Raw genomic sequence first — 15,490 nt, 5'->3', positions numbered from 1 at the left:
ACGGCGCCTCGAACTCGGGAACTGAGTTGGTTCCTTATCGTCGTGACCCGCGCTAAGGCGCGGTCATGACCCGCAAGCTCTATATCCGCCCGATCGCCCTCGCCGACAGCCCGCAGAGCGAGGAGGGCGAGGCCGTGCGTCTCGGCGGGGCGATGGTCTGGGCGAGCCGCTTCGCGCTGATCGTGCGGGAAGACGGCAAAGTTATCTCGCGCGAGCGGGTGTCCGCCTCGCAGATGCTCGCTGCGTTGGCCGCGCTCCCCGCCGACCTCGGCGCCATGGCAGAGACGCAGTGGGCCAATCTGCGCAAGGTCCATGCGCCCATCCAGTGCGGCGCCCGGATGATCCGGCTCGAGCAGCCGCAAGTCATGGGGATCCTCAACATGACGCCCGACAGCTTTTCCGACGGCGGCAGGTTTCTCGACAATCTCGAAGTCGCCGCCGCCCATGCCTCGGCCATGCTGGAGGCGGGCGCGGCGATTGTCGATCTTGGCGGAGAATCCACCCGTCCCGGAGCGGCGGCCGTATGGGAGGGCGACGAACTCAAGCGCGTCGTGCCGATGGTCGAGCGGCTCGCCGCGATGGGCGCCGCGATCAGCGTCGATACCCGGCGCCCGGCAGTGATGGAAGCGACGCTGGCGGCGGGCGCCCACATCATCAACGACGTCTCGGCGCTGCGCTACGATCCGCGCAGCCTGGAACTGGCGGCATCATCCGGCGCGCCGGTTGTGCTGATGCATGCACCGGGCAAGGCCGACGACCTGCATTCGGGCGCGGATTTCGACGACGTGGTGCTCGACGTTTTCGACTGGCTTGAGGCGCGGCGCGATGCCTGCCTTGCCGCGGGTATCGCGCGCGAGCGGATTATCCTCGACCCCGGCTTCGGATTCGGGCTCTCGCTGGCGCAGAACCTGGCGTTGTTCAATGCGCTGCCGCTGTTCCACGCGCTCGGCCAGCCGTTGCTGGTGGGGGTGAGCCGCAAGCGCATGATCGGAGCGCTATCCAACGAGGCTCCGGCGCATCAGCGGCTTGGCGGCTCGGTGGCGCTGGCGGTGAAGGCGATGGATGCCGGCGCGCATTTCCTGCGTGTCCACGACGTGTCCGACACGGTGCAGGCGGTGCGCGTTTGGCGGGGCCTGCGAGACGCGGCGCTGACGGACTTCTCGCAGTTGCCAATCTGAGCCTGCAATTTCTGCACGCCGGATGAACCGGAGATTTCCGCCAGATTAACGACCTTCGCAAGTTGTGTGACCGGGTTATCACAACGGCCTGCTGCACTGCAAAACGTCGCGCCGAACGCCCGCTTCGTCCCTTCTGCGGAGGCCAATCGCGCTTCGGCCCGTTTGTCCCGTCGAGCGTGAGGCAATTCCGCCCCGCGCATGGAAAGCGACAAAGGGGATTCACCCATGAAGCAGACCACCATCATTCGCGCTGCTGCCGTGGCGCTCGCCATCATTCCTGTTTCTGCCATGGCTGTTGTGCCTGCAATGTACGAGGAGCGCGTCGCCCGCGTCGAGGAGAACCGGATCATCCAGTCTCCCATCGGCGGTATCGAGGGCAAGCACTGGTTCAACTACCGCGCCAACGTGAACGAGACCCAGAAGGAACTCGCCACCGATTTGCGTAAAGCTAGCGACATCGAGGACCAGCGCGACGCCTGGGAGGAGTATGGCAGCGAACTGCGCCATGAACGCGGCACCTATGCCAAGGCAATGGCGAAGCGCGGCTATCGCATCCCGTCGGTCATGATCGAGGGCCTCTGAGTTCTTCCGACAACTCCCCCGGACTATCAATCAGGGCCGCGCGTCCGGCGCGGCCCCGGTTCTCGTATCCGTCGATCTCGTCAGGCGACTTCCACCCGCAGCCGTTCGATGCGGGTGGTGCGCAGCTTCCAGCCCTCGTCGTCCCGCACGTAAGTTTCGTGGTAGCGTCCCCAGCCGGTCAACTGTGCAAAAGGGCCTCCCGGCGGCAGGAACAGGCGATCGGTAAAGGCCCATATGCCGCTAGCGGCGGTCTCGCTTTCAATCGTGATGTCGGAGTCGTGGCCCTGATGGACGGTCACCATGGCCGGTCCGGCTGATGCCGGCGCATCGGGCCAGCTGGAGCGGCTTTCCATTACCTTGTTCATCGCGGGCAAGTGGTCGATGCCGCTGACCGGGTCGGTGCAGCACCCGCGATAGTCGAGCATGCAGTCTTCTACCAGGATCGAGCGGACGAGCGCAGAATTGCGATCGTCCACGCCGCGAAAATACCGGGCCTCCACTTGCCTGATCGCCTCGATCGCGGCGAGGCGTTCCATCGTATCCACGTTCATCTCTCCCACTTTCCTGTGCGAGAAGTCTGGGCGGGTCAGGCGGCGTTGTCGATGCCCAGCTCAGACAGCTTGCGGTAGAGGGTGGAGCGCCCGATGCCGAGGCGACGGGCTACTTCGGTCATGCGGCCACGGTAGAGACCGATGGCAAGGCGGATGACGTCGGCCTCGATCTCGTCCAGCGGTCGCAGGTTCCCGTCGGCGGTATAGAGCATAACGCCGGCGCTCTCCGGCATCTGCGGGGCTGTGGACAAACCTGTGCCCAATATGTTGAGAAGTTGCGGAAAATCTTCCGACGTCAGCGCATCACCGTCGCAAAACACGGCTGCGCGGAACAGTACCGCCTGCAACTGACGCACGTTGCCCGGCCAGTCGTAGGCGGCGAGCAACGAGAGCGCGCCGTCGGCGATGCCCAGTTCGCGAAGCCCCGGCTGCTCGCCTATCCGGGCGAGGAAGAAGCGGGTGAGCGCGGGAATATCGCCCGTACGCTCACGCAGGGGTGGCAGCAGCACTTTGGTGGGCGACAGGGCCGTCAGCAGTTCGGGCATGAAGTGGCCCTGGTCGGAAAGGTCCGCCAACGGGAGGTTGCTCGCGGCAATCAGGCGGACATCGACGCGGAACGAGTGGCGGGCACCGATCGGGCGACAGTCGCCCTTCTTCACCGCTTCGAGCAGGCGTTCCTGTACCGATTCGGGCAGCCGGTCGATCTCGTCGAGGGCGAGGGTGGCGCCGTCGCAATGCTGGAGCGCACCGATCTGGCGGTCGAACGCGCCGGGGAAGGCGCCCTTTTCATGGCCGAACAGGACCGACTCGATGGAGTTGGCTGGTACGCCGCCGATGTTGATGATCCGCAGCGGCATGCGCGAACGCGGGCTGGCGGCATGCATGGCGCGGATGAGCATTTCCTTGCCCGATCCGCTCTCGCCCTCGATCAGCACCGGGGAATGGCCGCGTGCCGCCTTGGCGGCGACGGCCAGCGCCTTGCGGAAGTTGGGCGCGGCGCCGATCATCGATCTGAAATCGGGGTTCGACGGCATCTTTTCCGTCAGCGGCGCGAGTTCATCGCGCGGTGCCTCGCGCGTCGTCGCAGAGCGCAGGGCGTGCATCAACCGGTCGGGGGCGACCGGCTTGACGAGGTAATCGGTCGCCCCCGCGCGCATCGCCTCCACCGCGAGCAGCGGCGAGGTGCTGGCGGTCAGCATCAGGATCGGGAGGGCCGGACGGCGGGCCTTAAGCTCGGAAATCAGCGCGCAGGCGTCGTCGCCGGGCACCCACTGGTCGAGGATAATTGCCGAAAGCTGCATGCCCTGCCGGGTGCCGAGCGTGGCGATCGCCGTCTCGGCATCGCGCACGATCAGGGTACGCCACCCCTCGCGCGAGGCGAGTGCGGAGATCAGGCGGCTCTGGGCCGGCTCATCGTCGATGAGCATGAGGAGGCGCTGGTCAAGGTCCGCCATGGTGGTGTCGCTTCGTGTCGCCTCTTCGCTTTCTGGAACTTGAACTTACGGCAAACGGGTAAAGAGCGGATTAAGGCTGCGGTTGGAACGCGCGGAACCGGATGTTCATGATCGGTTAGTGACGCCGTCATGGACCTTCTTCGCCCTTGAGCGGCAAGCCCGGCCCGGTTAGTGTCCACTGGAAAGCAAACAGTTTTGGGGAAAAGAGACAATGGCTTCGGGTAACGACATCAAGGCCGCGACCGAGACCTACAACGGCTTCATCAAGGCCGCGACCTGGAGCACCGGGGTCATTATCGTCATTGCGGCCTTGGTCGTCGGTCTGATCGCCTCCTGAGCGGGGCGGCTGCTTGACGCTCCAGCGCCGCATCGCGGTCCTCGCCGAACGGGCGCCGGGTGAAACGCGCGTTGCCGCCACGCCCGAGACGGTTCGCAAGCTCTCCGCTCTCGGTGCCGTGCTGGCAGTGGAGAGCGGGGCCGGACTGTCCGCCAGCATCTCCGACGAGGATTATCGCGCTGCCGGGGCCGAAGTCGGTCCCCTGGACGCAGTTCTGGCGAATGCGCAGATCGTCTTCGCGGTGCAGGGGCCTGATCCCGCGCTGCTGGGCGGCGTGGCTTCCGGGGCGTGGGTCGTCGCGATTATCGATCCGTTCGGTCAGCGTGCCCACGTGGATGGCCATGCCGCCGCCGGATTGGAGGCGTTGGCTATGGAGTTCATGCCGCGCATCACCCGCGCGCAGTCGATGGACGTGCTTTCCAGCCAGTCCAACCTTGCCGGCTACAAGGCGGTGCTGGTGGCGGCGGGTGCCTATGGCCGCGCCTTCCCGATGATGATGACCGCGGCAGGCACGGTTAGTGCGGCCAAGTGCTTCGTCATGGGTGTCGGTGTCGCGGGCCTACAGGCCATCGCCACCGCGCGCAGGCTGGGCGCACAGGTTTCCGCCACGGACGTGCGATCGGCTACCAAAGAACAGATCCAGTCACTTGGCGCCAAGCCGATCTTCGTCGAGAGCGTAGCCGGGATCGAGGGTGAGGGCTCGGGCGGCTACGCAGGCGAAATGAGCGAGGAATACCAGCGCGCGCAGGCGGAACTGGTCTCCGCGCACATCGCCAAACAGGACATCGTCATAACTACTGCACTGATTCCGGGCCGCGCGGCACCGCGCCTCGTGACCGACGCGCAGATCGCCTCGATGAAGCCGGGCAGCGTGATCTTCGACCTTGCCGCGCCGCAGGGCGGCAATGTCGAGGGGACTGTGCCGGACCAGGTGGTCGAGCGCCACGGAGTCAGGATCATCGGCTATTCAAACACGCCCGCGCATCTCCCGGCCGATGCTTCGGCACTCTATGCGCGCAACCTGTTCAACTTCGTCTCGGCCTTCTGGGACAAGGAACAGGGTGGTCCTGTGCTGGACGAGGAGATCGGCGAGGCCATTCGCCTGACACGCGGCGGGCAGGTGGTGCATCCGAGGTTGCAGGAACAGGGCGGCTAGCATGGATTTCGTCTCGATCCTCTCGATCTTCGTACTCGCCTGTTTCGTGGGCTACTATGTCGTGTGGTCGGTGACGCCAGCGCTGCATACGCCGCTGATGGCGGTGACCAACGCGATCTCTTCGGTGATCGTGGTCGGCGCGCTGGTGGCGAGCGCGGCTTCGGGATCGCCGGTCGGGAAATGGCTGGGGCTGGGTGCGGTCGTGCTGGCCAGCGTCAACATCTTCGGCGGCTTTGCGGTGACCGAACGCATGCTGGCCATGTACAAGAAGAAGGACCGCAAGTGATGGAGGCGCACTCCGTCAGTCCATGGGTCGCGGTCGCATACCTGATCGCCGGGGTCTGTTTCATCCTCGCGTTGCGGGGGCTGTCTTCGCCGGCTACGAGCCGCAGGGGCAACCGCTACGGGATGCTCGGCATGGGCATCGCCGTCGTGACAACGCTGGTCACGCACGAGATCGCCAGCTTGCCCGAAATCCTCGTCGCCATAGCGATCGGCGGCGGTGTCGGCTTCGTCATGGCGCGCCGAATCCAGATGACCGCGATGCCGCAACTGGTGGCCGCGTTTCACTCGCTCGTCGGGCTCGCCGCCGTGCTGGTGGCAGTGGCCGCGTTCCTCAATCCCGAGGCGTTCGGAATCCTTGGCGCCGATGGCAACATCATGCCCGTCAGCCGGCTGGAAATGGCGCTGGGCGTGGCCATCGGTGCGATCACGTTCTCCGGGTCGGTCATCGCCTTCGCCAAGCTCAACGGCAACATGAGCGGATCGCCGATCCTGTTGCCCGCGCGCCACGTCATCAATCTGGGTACACTGGGCGCGATCCTCGTGCTGACGGCGCTTTTCGCGCACTCCGGTGCGGCGGGACCGGGGAGAACCCTCTGTTCTGGATCATCGTTGGACTGGCCTTCGCGATCGGCTTCCTGCTCATCATCCCGATCGGCGGCGCCGACATGCCGGTCGTCGTCTCGATGCTCAACAGCTACTCGGGCTGGGCAGCGGCGGCGATGGGCTTCACCTTGCACAACACCGCGATGATCGTGACCGGCGCTCTGGTGGGTTCATCGGGCGCGATCCTGTCGTACATCATGTGCAAGGCGATGAACCGCAGTTTCCTGTCGGTCATCGCCGGAGGCTTCGGCGCGGAAGCAGGCGCGGGCGGCGGTGAGACGCAGGAGCAACGCCCATGGAAGCGCGGCTCGGCCGAGGATGCGGCGTTCCTCATGAAAGAGGCCGAGAATGTCATCATCATCCCCGGTTACGGCATGGCGGTGGCGCAGGCCCAGCACGTGCTGCGCGAGATGGCGGACCAGCTCAAGAAGCATGGTGTCGGCGTGAAGTACGCGATCCACCCGGTCGCCGGTCGCATGCCCGGGCACATGAACGTCCTGCTGGCCGAGGCGAACGTTCCCTACGACGAAGTCTTCGAGCTTGAGGACATAAACGGCGAGTTCGCGCAGTGCGACGTCGCCTTCATCATCGGCGCCAACGATGTGGTGAACCCGGCGGCAAAGACCGACAAGACCTCGCCAATCTACGGCATGCCGGTGTTCGACGTAGACAAGGCCAAGACGATCTTCTTCATCAAGCGCTCGATGGGCGGGCAGGGCTACGCTGGCGTCGACAACGACGTGTTCTACATGGACCAGACCATGATGCTCCTCGCGGACGCCAAGAAGATGGTCGAGGACATCAACAAGGCGCTGGCGGAGTAAGATCTGGATCGCTGGTGGGGTATTCGATGGAGCGGGGAAATGGCGGCAAGCGCTCCATGGCGTACGTTGCTCTTTGCCCACCCCGCTGCGACTAACTTTGCCTTTGGCTCAGTAAGTCTCGCTGCCCCTCCCGTAAGCGGGCGGGGAAAGCGGTGTTCGCCCTCCCGCTTGCGGGAGGACCGATAGGCTACGGCTGGGCAATGCGCAACGTCCTCTTCCCACCCATCTCTGACCTCATCTGCTGCATGTCAGGTGCAGGATATTTTCCCTGCAGGCACATCCTCGACAGTATACGGGGTGAGGGGTGGTAAAGCCCTGCCTGCTTCTTCCTTGCATGGTGAGTGTTTCTCTACGGCCGTCCCCGGTGTAATGCCCGTCCCATGATCCGCCTCATCAAGACCGCCGCTTTCATCGCTGTCCTGTGCCTTGCCACGTGGTTCGGTGCCCATTGGTACGCCGAGTACCGCGTGCATACTGCCTTCGCCGAGGCGGGCCTGAGCGACCGGGCGGCCGCGTGCATGGGGCAGCGCCTCGTGCGCAAGCTCTCGCTTCGGCAAATCCAGAAGCTCACCGCGCTGCAGGATGCGGCGCACACGCCGGAGGGGATGGTCGAGGCCGCGCGTCGGATCGACGATCCGCGTGTGGTCAAGGTGACGGCTACTTCGCTGCTCTTGTGCAGCACCGGCCTCTCCCGCTAGGGCACGCGGCGACAGTCCTGTCGTCGCCTTCCTCGCGGAGTTCCGTTTGACACTTGCTCCTTACGCCTCCGACCCGTCCCGTTCGCGCGGGCGCGAATTCTCGATCGAGAACGGCATCGCCCGGGGGCACGCAGCCCTTACCAGCGCGACCGCGACCGGATCATCCATTCGATCGCGTTCCGTCGCCTGCGCTACAAGACGCAGGTGTTCGTCGCGCCCGACGGCGATCACTATCGCGTACGCCTGACCCACAGCCTCGAAGTGGCCCAGATCGCGCGCGTCATCGCCCGTATCCTCGGTCTCGACGAGGATTTAACGGAGGCACTGGCGCTGGCGCATGACATCGGCCATCCGCCGTTCGGCCATGCGGGCGAGGACGCGCTCGACGCTGCGCTTCACAAGGCCGGAGGGTTCGACCATAACGCCCATACCCTGCGCACGCTGATGCGGCTCGACAGTCCGTACTGCGAGCACGACGGCCTCAACCTGACTTGGGAGACGCTGGAGGGCCTGGCGAAGCACAATGGTCCGGTGGCTTCGCCGACATGGGCGCTGGCCGAACTCGACGCGGCGTATAATCTCGACCTTGGTACGCATGCGTCGCTGGAGGCGCAGGTCGCCGCGCTGTCCGACGACATCGCCTACGACAACCACGACATCGATGACGGCCTGCGGGCAGGGTTCCTCGATCTCGACGAACTGCTCGCGCATCCGTTCGTCGTCGATCACTGGAACGAGGTGGAGCGCCGCTATCCGGGCGTACCGCTCGACCGCCAGCTTGCCGAACTGATCCGCAGCCAGATCGGCGTCATGGTCAACGACCTCGTCGGGCAGACGCAGAAGAATCTCGTCGGCATCGGCAGCATCGATGAAGTCCGCGACGCGGGCAGGGCGCTGGTGGCCTTCTCGCCCGAGATGGCCGAGGGGGAGCGGGCCTTCAAGCGATTCATGTACGACAAGCTCTACTATCACCCCGAACAGCTCGATACGGCGAAGCGCGCGCGGGCGCTGCTGGCAGAACTCTATTCTGCCTATTCGCAGGAGACGGTGCTGATGGAGGAAAGCTGGATCGATACCATGCCGCGCTACGAGCCCGCACGCAGCCGCCACATCGCCGACTACATCGCGGGCATGACGGATCGCTTCGCCATCGCGCGCCACGCCGAGATCTACGGCCGCACGCCGGAAGGCCTGAGCAATGTGTAAGGCCTGAAAGTGACGCAGGGGGTGACACGGATCTGCCTGGTCGGGGCGACCGGGCTGGTCGGCTCCGCCTTGATGGCGGAGGCGGTGGGGCGCGAGGATGTTCGCATCATCGGGGTCGGGCGACGCGAGGCGGCGTTGCCACCCGGCGCGCGCATGGAGATGCTGGTCGGTGAGCCGATCGACTGGCCGGAACTAATCCGCGCGGCGCAGGCCGACGTGCTGGTCTGTGCGCTGGGAACGACCATCGCCGCGGCCGGCAGCCGGGAGCAGTTCCGCGCGATAGACCATGACCTCGTCCGCTTCACCGCGGAGGCCGCGCGATCGGCCGGAATCGAACACATGGTCGTGGTCTCCTCCGTCGAGGCGGATCGGGAGAGCCGCAATTTCTATCTCTCGGTAAAGGGGGAGACGGAGGAGGCGCTGGGCCGCGTCGGCTTCCGGCGGCTCGATGTGCTGCGCCCCAGCCTGCTGCGCGGCGAACGTGCCGAGCGCCGGCCGATGGAAGCGGGCTGGCAGATGGTCGCGCCGGTCGTCGATGTGCTGGTGCTGCACGGTTCGTGGCGCCGGTTTCGGTCCATCCGCGGACGCGATGTGGCGCGGGCGATTCTCGGCTTCGTGCGGGAACAGGCCGAGGGGCGCCATGTTCATGAGCACGATGCGCTGAAAGTGGCGGCGGGCCGAGCTTCCGGAAAAACATGGCCTCGCCGGGGAATAGTTCCCGAATTGACCAAACCTTGCGTTGACTTACACCGGCCTCTCACCCAAGGCTCGGCTCACTCGCTGACACGCGCGGGAGAGACCTCGGACCGATCTCGTCGGGTAAGAGGCGCCGAAGGAGCAACCGCCCCGGAATCTCTCAGGCAAAAGGACCGCGCAGCGTCGACAGCGAGCCTCTGGAAAGTGCCCCGCCCATCTGGTCGTGGCCGCCGACGGTGTAACCCGGCCCATCCCATTGGGGATGACGCGGGGGAAGCTCTCAGGTTTCCGTGACAGAGGGGGCACCTTATTGGTGTACCATGTCTGCTCGCGGAGTCGTGTCTTGAGCGAATATCCTGTTTCCGATGACGATCTTGTCGAAGAGATCGTCACGCTGACTCCTCCCGCTCGATGCATGGCATCGCGAGAAGGGCAGTCGTATGGTTGAGTTCGCCGGCTACTGGATGCCTGTCCAGTACGAGGGCATCATGGCCGAGCACCTCTGGACCCGCGAGAGTGCGGGCCTGTTCGACGTCAGCCATATGGGCCAGGTCTACATCTCCAGTGAACATGGTGTGACCGCTGAGGTGGAAGCCGCGGTGGAAGCCGCACTTCCCATCGATCTTGGCACGTTGAAGCTCGGCGCGCCGCGCTATTCGCTGCTTCTGGACGAGGACGGCGGCATTCTCGACGACCTGATGGTGACGCGCTGGGCGACCGGTTTCTATCTCGTAGTCAATGGCGCGACCAAGTGGGACGATATCGGTACTCTGCGCGAACTGCTGCCGGACGATGTGACGCTCAACCATCTCGACGAAAGTGCGCTGCTGGCGCTGCAGGGGCCTAAGGCTTTCGCTGCACTGGAGCGTCATGTCGAAGGCGACACGCCGCTTTCCGAACTAAAGTTCATGAAGGGGGCTGCGTTCAAGCTGGGCGGCGTCGATGCCTGGATCAGCCGTTCGGGCTACACCGGCGAGGACGGTTTCGAGATCGCCATTCCGGGCGAATCCGCGGCGATGGTCGCCGACCTGCTTTGCGGCGAGCCGGAAGTGAAGCCCATCGGTCTCGGCGCGCGCGACAGCCTGCGTCTGGAGGCGGGACTGCCGCTCTACGGCCATGACCTTTCGCCCGAAACCAGCGTCATCGACGCGGACCTCAAGTTCGCGGTCAACAAGCGCCGCCGCACCGAAGGCGGTTTCCCCGGTTCGGACCGCGTGCTGAAGGACTTCGCCGAGGGCACCGCGCGCAAGCGCATCGGTCTTATCGTCGAAGGCCGCATGGCCGCGCGTGAGGGCGCCAAGGTTTTCTCCGGCAATCAGGAAGTTGGTGTGGTGACTTCGGGTGGTTTCTCACCCTCGCTGCAGCAGCCGATCGCCATGGCTTACGTCGATATCGCCCTCACCGCAGAGGGCACCGCGCTTACCATCGAGATGCGGGGCAAGAAGCTCGACGGCAAGGTCGTGTCGATGCCCTTCGTCCCCCACCGCTATCACCGCTGAGGAGCTTTCCCATGACCCGCTATTTCTCCGAAGACCATGAGTGGATCGAAGTCGAAGGTGACCTCGGCACCGTCGGCATCACCGACTACGCGCAGGGCCAGCTTGGCGACATCACCTTCGTCGAAGTTCCCGCCGAAGGCGCCAGCGTCAGCAAGGGCGATTCCGTGTCGGTGGTCGATTCGGTGAAGGCCGCGTCTGACGTCTACACCCCGGTTTCCGGCACGATCGCCGCCGTCAACGAAGCGCTGGCCGATCAGCCGGAACTGGTGAACACCGAAGCCGAAACCGGCGGCTGGCTGTTCCGCGTGACCCTCTCCGACGCCGCCGAACTCGGCACGCTGATGGATGAGGCCGCGTACAAGAGCTACGTCGACAGCCTCTGAGCCCATTCCTCCCCGAGCTTGCCTCGGGAGGGGGACCGCCCGCGAAGCGGGTGGTGGAGGAATAGCCCCTCCGTCACCGACTGCGTCGGCGCCACCTCCTCGAGCAAGCTCGGGGAGGAATTAGAAAGACCCAGGAACCCGCCTCATGCGCTACCTTCCCCTGACCCCGGCCGACCGCGCCTCCATGTTGGAGACCATCGGCGCCGCTACGGTCGATGACCTGTTCATCGACGTGCCCGCCGAGGCCCGGCTTGCCGGTCCTATCGAGGGCCTGCCCGCCCACGCCAGCGAAATGGCCGTCGAGCGCCACATGTCCGCGCTCGCCGCGAAGAACCTGAGCGCGGGGGCCGCGCCGTTCTTCCTCGGTGCCGGTGCCTATCGCCATCATGTGCCGGCCTCGGTCGATCACCTGATCCAGCGCGGCGAGTTCCTGACCGCCTATACGCCCTACCAGCCGGAAATCGCGCAAGGCACGCTGCAGGTGCTGTTCGAGTTCCAGACGCAGGTGGCGCGCCTGTTCGGCACCGATATCGCCAATGCCTCGATGTACGACGGCTCGACCGCGTGCTGGGAAGCGATCCTGATGGCTGCGCGCATCACCCGCAAGGGCCGCAGCGTGCTGTCGGGCGGCCTGCACCCGCACTACGGCGAAGTCGTGCGGACGATGGCGAAGTTCACCAAGGATGACATCGTCAGCCTCGCGCCCGAACTGACCGCCGATCCCGATGACGCCGCCGTGATCGCGGCGATCGATGCGACGACCTCGTGCGTCGTCGTCCAGTACCCCGACGTCATGGGGCGCATCCCCGATCTCGCGGCGATTTCCGAGGCCGCGCATGCCGTGGGCGCACTGGTCATCGCCGTCATCACCGAGCCGGTGGCGCTCGGCCTGATCGAAGCACCGGGTATGCTGGGTGCCGACATCGTCGTGGGTGAGGGGCAGTCGCTGGGCGTCGGCCTGCAGTTCGGCGGTCCCTACCTCGGCCTGTTCGGCTGCCGCGAGAAGTTCGTGCGCCAGATGCCGGGACGCCTTTGCGGCCAGACCGTCGATGCCGAGGGCAAGCGCGGCTTCGTGCTCACCCTCTCGACCCGCGAGCAGCACATCCGCCGCGAGAAGGCGACGAGCAATATCTGCACCAATTCAGGGCTTTGCGCACTGGCCTTCAGCATTCACCTGACCCTGCTGGGTGGTGAGGGCCTGGCTCGTCTCGCCGCCGTGAACCATGCCCGCGCGCAGCAGACCTTCGAGCGTCTGGCCAAGGTTCCGGGCGTCACGATCCTCAACACTGCTTACTTCAACGAGGCGACGGTGATCCTGCCGCGCGACGCGCGCGAAGTGGTGCGCGAACTGGCCGACCGTCAGGTGCTCGGCGGCGTGTCGCTGGGCCGCCTGTTCCCGGTGGCCGATGGCCTGCACAACGGGCTCCTGGTCGCCGCGACCGAAACCACCACCGACGAAGACATCGAGGCTTTCGCCACCGCGCTGGAAGCCGTTCTTGCAGGAGCGAGCGCATGAACGCCCCCAACGCATCCGGCTGGCGCCCCTCCATGGGTGAGGCTGGAGAAGCAAAGTTCGCAACCTCTTCAGGCGATTACGGCCTGATGCTCGAAGAGGCGCTGAGCTTCGAGCTGGGCAGCGCCGACAAGTGTGGCGTCGATATCGACGAGCCGAGCCGTGCCCCCGCTGCGGGCCTGAGCAAGTTCCTGCGCAAGTCCACGCCCGCGCTCCCGGGGCTGACCGAGCCGGAGACGGTGCGCCACTACACTCGCCTGTCGCGCCAGAACTACGCGATCGACCTCGGGCCGTTCCCGCTCGGCTCCTGCACGATGAAGCACAACCCGCGCCTGAACGAGAAGATGGCGCGCTTGCCGGGCTTCGCTGACGTTCACCCGATGCAGCCGCAGACGACGGTGCAGGGCGCGCTGGAAGTCATCGAGCAGCTGGCCGACTGGCTCATCACGCTGACCGGCATGGCCTCGGTGGCGATGAGCCCCAAGGCGGGTGCGCATGGCGAGCTGTGCGGGCTGCTCTGCATCCGCGCCGCTCTGGACGCGCGCGGCGAGACGCGCGACGTCGTGCTGGTGCCCGAGAGCGCCCATGGCACCAACCCCGCCACCGCCGCCTTCGCGGGCTTCAAGGTGGAATCGATCCCCGCGACCCCGGCGGGCCGCGTGGACGTGGCGGCGCTCAAGGCCAAGCTCGGCCCCAACGTCGCGGGCGTGATGATTACCAACCCGAACACCTGCGGCCTGTTCGAGCCCGACATGCGCGAGATCGCCGATGCGGTCCACGCGGCGGGCGGCTACGTCTATTGCGACGGCGCGAACTTCAACGCCATCGTCGGAAAGGTGCGCCCGGGCGACCTTGGCGTCGATGCCATGCACATCAACCTGCACAAGACCTTCTCCACCCCGCATGGCGGCGGTGGTCCGGGTGCCGGTCCGGTGGTGCTGTCCGAAGCGCTGGCGCCTTTCGCGCCGCTGCCCTTCGTGACGCGCGGGGCTGATGGCTCGATCCACCTCGTCGAGGAGGAGAACGCCGCCGAGGGCCATGCACAGGCATTCGGCCGCATGGTCGCCTTCCACGGCCAGATGGGCATGTTCACCCGCGCGCTGACCTACATCCTCAGCCACGGCGCGGACGGTCTGCGCACGGTGGCCGAGGACGCGGTGCTCAACGCCAACTACGTGCTGCGTAGCTGCGAGGACCTGCTGCCCGCTCCGTTCGCCGACAGCGGCCCGTGCATGCACGAAGCGCTGTTCAGCGATGCCGGGCTTGCCGAGGGCTTCTCGACGCTCGACATCGCCAAGGGCCTGATCGACGAGGGCTTCCACCCGATGACGGTCTACTTCCCGCTGGTGGTCAAGGGCGCGATGCTGGTCGAGCCGACCGAGACCGAGAGCAAGGCGGGCCTCGACCGCTTCATCGCCTCGCTGCGCAGCCTTGCCGAGCGGGCTAAGGCGGGCGACGAGAGCCTGCACTCCGCGCCGCACTTCGCGCCGCGCAGGCGGCTTGACGAAACGCTCGCCGCGCGCAAGCCTGTGCTCGTATGGCAGGGTGAACCCGGTATTCCGGGCACACCCTCGCTGAGCGAAATCGGGGAAGCTGACGCATATGGGGGAAGGTGGACGCGGCCTCGTCACGTATCTGCCGCTGGCGATTTTCGTTGGCATCATGGCGCTGCGCATGATGCGGATGAAGAAGGCCCGGCCGCTGCGCCTTCCCCTTTGTGGATCATGCCGGTGATCGTGGTGCTGGCGGTGTCGCTGGCGCTTGCGGGCATGCCGCCGAGCGGGTTGGGATGGCTATGCTTGGCGACCGGCGTGATCGTCGGCGGTGCAATCGGCGCGCAGCGGGCGCGGTTGATGCACCTGCATATCGACGGCGAGGGTGACAAGGCGCGCGTGATGATGCGCCAGTCGCCGCTGGCGATCCTGCTGATCGTCGCGGTGTTCCTGGCGCGAAGGTTGCTGCTGCCGAGCGGGTTTCAGGGCGGCGTTCAGGCGGGACACCCGGTCGGCAACGCGCTCCTGATGATGGACGCGACGCTGGGCTTCGCGCTCGGGATGATCGTGGCGCTGCGGCTCGTGCTCTGGCTGCGGGCGCGAGACATGGTGGCGAACCACGTCTTCGACGCCTGAGGCGCTCAGTTTATCGCGTTCGATCCCGCCTGACCGACCGACTCGATGTCGCGGCCGAGGCCCTTGACGGTGTTGCAGGCGGTGGCGGTGAAAAGTACGCCGCCAAGGATGATGGCGGCGAGAATCTTGCTGGTCATCGAACGCATGTTCCTTCGTTGTCTGCGGCGATTAGCGCAGGAAACGTGTCAGGAAAAGCGTTCGTGAGACGGATGCAGGCAGGCTCCGGTCGGTGGCTTGGAACCTGCCTGCAGAGCACGTTACTTGATGGCGTCTTCGCCGGCCTTGCCGACCGACTCCACGTCGCGGCCTGCACCCTTGACGGTGTTGCAAGCGGCGGCGGAGAAAACGATGCCGCCCGCGACGAGGGCGAGTACGAGCTTCTTGACCATTTCGGTG

General features: G+C 65.8%; 13 protein-coding genes, 4 pseudogenes and 2 riboswitches. Of the genes and pseudogenes, 13 read left to right on the top strand and 4 right to left on the bottom strand.

What is annotated here, in order from left to right:
- Window positions 1-65 precede the first annotated feature (65 nt).
- Together folP and KZO24_RS06930 are read left to right on the top strand one after the other, a co-directional pair.
- Window positions 66-1,178 carry a dihydropteroate synthase gene (gene folP, locus KZO24_RS06935; RefSeq protein ID WP_271183402.1) on the top strand — a complete coding sequence of 371 codons (1,113 nt, stop codon included), beginning with the start codon at window positions 66-68 and terminating at the stop codon, window positions 1,176-1,178.
- Between the two features lie 225 nt (window positions 1,179-1,403).
- Complete coding sequence (locus KZO24_RS06930) at window positions 1,404-1,760, top strand: hypothetical protein (RefSeq protein ID WP_271183401.1); 357 nt, start codon at window positions 1,404-1,406, stop codon at window positions 1,758-1,760.
- Window positions 1,761-1,840: 80 nt separating this feature from the next.
- On the opposite strand, the gene KZO24_RS06925 is transcribed toward KZO24_RS06930, so the two are convergent.
- Together KZO24_RS06925 and KZO24_RS06920 are read right to left on the bottom strand one after the other, a co-directional pair.
- Window positions 1,841-2,311 carry a nuclear transport factor 2 family protein gene (locus tag KZO24_RS06925; RefSeq protein WP_271183400.1) on the bottom strand — a complete coding sequence of 157 codons (471 nt, stop codon included), beginning with the start codon at window positions 2,309-2,311 and terminating at the stop codon, window positions 1,841-1,843.
- Window positions 2,312-2,346: 35 nt separating this feature from the next.
- Window positions 2,347-3,765, bottom strand: a complete 1,419-nt coding sequence (locus KZO24_RS06920) for a sigma-54-dependent transcriptional regulator (protein ID WP_486487033.1) — start codon at window positions 3,763-3,765, stop codon at window positions 2,347-2,349.
- Between the two features lie 211 nt (window positions 3,766-3,976).
- On the opposite strand from KZO24_RS06920, the gene KZO24_RS06915 reads away from it, so the two are divergent.
- The 11 genes and pseudogenes from KZO24_RS06915 to gcvPB all read left to right on the top strand — a co-directional run.
- On the top strand, window positions 3,977-4,102 hold the full coding sequence (locus KZO24_RS06915) for an aa3-type cytochrome c oxidase subunit IV (protein WP_081798950.1): 126 nt from the start codon (window positions 3,977-3,979) through the stop codon (window positions 4,100-4,102).
- 13 nt (window positions 4,103-4,115) lie between these two features.
- Window positions 4,116-5,258, top strand: a complete 1,143-nt coding sequence (locus KZO24_RS06910; RefSeq protein WP_486487032.1) for an NAD(P) transhydrogenase subunit alpha — start codon at window positions 4,116-4,118, stop codon at window positions 5,256-5,258.
- Window position 5,259: 1 nt separating this feature from the next.
- Window positions 5,260-5,544, top strand: a complete 285-nt coding sequence (locus KZO24_RS06905; protein ID WP_271183397.1) for an NAD(P) transhydrogenase subunit alpha part 2 — start codon at window positions 5,260-5,262, stop codon at window positions 5,542-5,544.
- A pseudogene (locus KZO24_RS06900) lies at window positions 5,544-6,970 on the top strand (NAD(P)(+) transhydrogenase (Re/Si-specific) subunit beta). Before KZO24_RS06905 ends, KZO24_RS06900 begins: the two are co-directional and overlap by 1 nt.
- 380 nt (window positions 6,971-7,350) lie before the next feature.
- Window positions 7,351-7,668, top strand: a complete 318-nt coding sequence (locus KZO24_RS06895; protein WP_271183395.1) for a hypothetical protein — start codon at window positions 7,351-7,353, stop codon at window positions 7,666-7,668.
- 46 nt (window positions 7,669-7,714) lie between these two features.
- Window positions 7,715-8,874, top strand: a pseudogene (locus tag KZO24_RS06890) (deoxyguanosinetriphosphate triphosphohydrolase).
- 72 nt (window positions 8,875-8,946) lie between these two features.
- Window positions 8,947-9,201: pseudogene (locus KZO24_RS06885) on the top strand (Rossmann-fold NAD(P)-binding domain-containing protein); the annotation flags it as partial.
- 453 nt (window positions 9,202-9,654) lie between these two features.
- Window positions 9,655-9,756: riboswitch (glycine riboswitch) on the top strand.
- 1 nt (window position 9,757) lies between these two features.
- Window positions 9,758-9,877: riboswitch (glycine riboswitch) on the top strand.
- 133 nt (window positions 9,878-10,010) lie between these two features.
- Window positions 10,011-11,069 carry a glycine cleavage system aminomethyltransferase GcvT gene (gcvT, locus tag KZO24_RS06880; protein WP_486487031.1) on the top strand — a complete coding sequence of 353 codons (1,059 nt, stop codon included), beginning with the start codon at window positions 10,011-10,013 and terminating at the stop codon, window positions 11,067-11,069.
- Between the two features lie 11 nt (window positions 11,070-11,080).
- Window positions 11,081-11,452 carry a glycine cleavage system protein GcvH gene (gene gcvH / locus KZO24_RS06875; RefSeq protein WP_271183391.1) on the top strand — a complete coding sequence of 124 codons (372 nt, stop codon included), beginning with the start codon at window positions 11,081-11,083 and terminating at the stop codon, window positions 11,450-11,452.
- A 145-nt stretch (window positions 11,453-11,597) separates the two neighbouring features.
- Window positions 11,598-12,968 carry an aminomethyl-transferring glycine dehydrogenase subunit GcvPA gene (gene gcvPA, locus KZO24_RS06870; RefSeq protein WP_271183390.1) on the top strand — a complete coding sequence of 457 codons (1,371 nt, stop codon included), beginning with the start codon at window positions 11,598-11,600 and terminating at the stop codon, window positions 12,966-12,968.
- Window positions 12,965-14,554 (top strand): annotated as a pseudogene (gene gcvPB, locus KZO24_RS06865) (aminomethyl-transferring glycine dehydrogenase subunit GcvPB); the annotation flags it as partial. The gene gcvPA and the pseudogene gcvPB, both read left to right, overlap by 4 nt.
- A gap of 545 nt (window positions 14,555-15,099) precedes the next feature.
- Here gcvPB and KZO24_RS06860 read toward each other — a convergent pair.
- Both KZO24_RS06860 and KZO24_RS06855 read right to left on the bottom strand, forming a co-directional pair.
- A complete protein-coding gene (locus tag KZO24_RS06860) occupies window positions 15,100-15,231 on the bottom strand; it encodes an entericidin A/B family lipoprotein (protein WP_271183387.1) in 132 nt (43 codons plus the stop codon).
- 120 nt (window positions 15,232-15,351) lie between these two features.
- Window positions 15,352-15,483, bottom strand: coding sequence for an entericidin A/B family lipoprotein (locus tag KZO24_RS06855; RefSeq protein WP_008833469.1), 132 nt, complete (start codon window positions 15,481-15,483; stop codon window positions 15,352-15,354).
- Between the last annotated feature and the right edge of the window lie 7 nt (window positions 15,484-15,490).

The sequence above is a fragment of the Novosphingobium sp. NFX11 genome, from assembly GCF_057376415.1.
The sequence above is the reverse complement of the archived record's forward strand: the minus strand, read 5'-3'. Positions and strand labels throughout refer to the sequence as shown.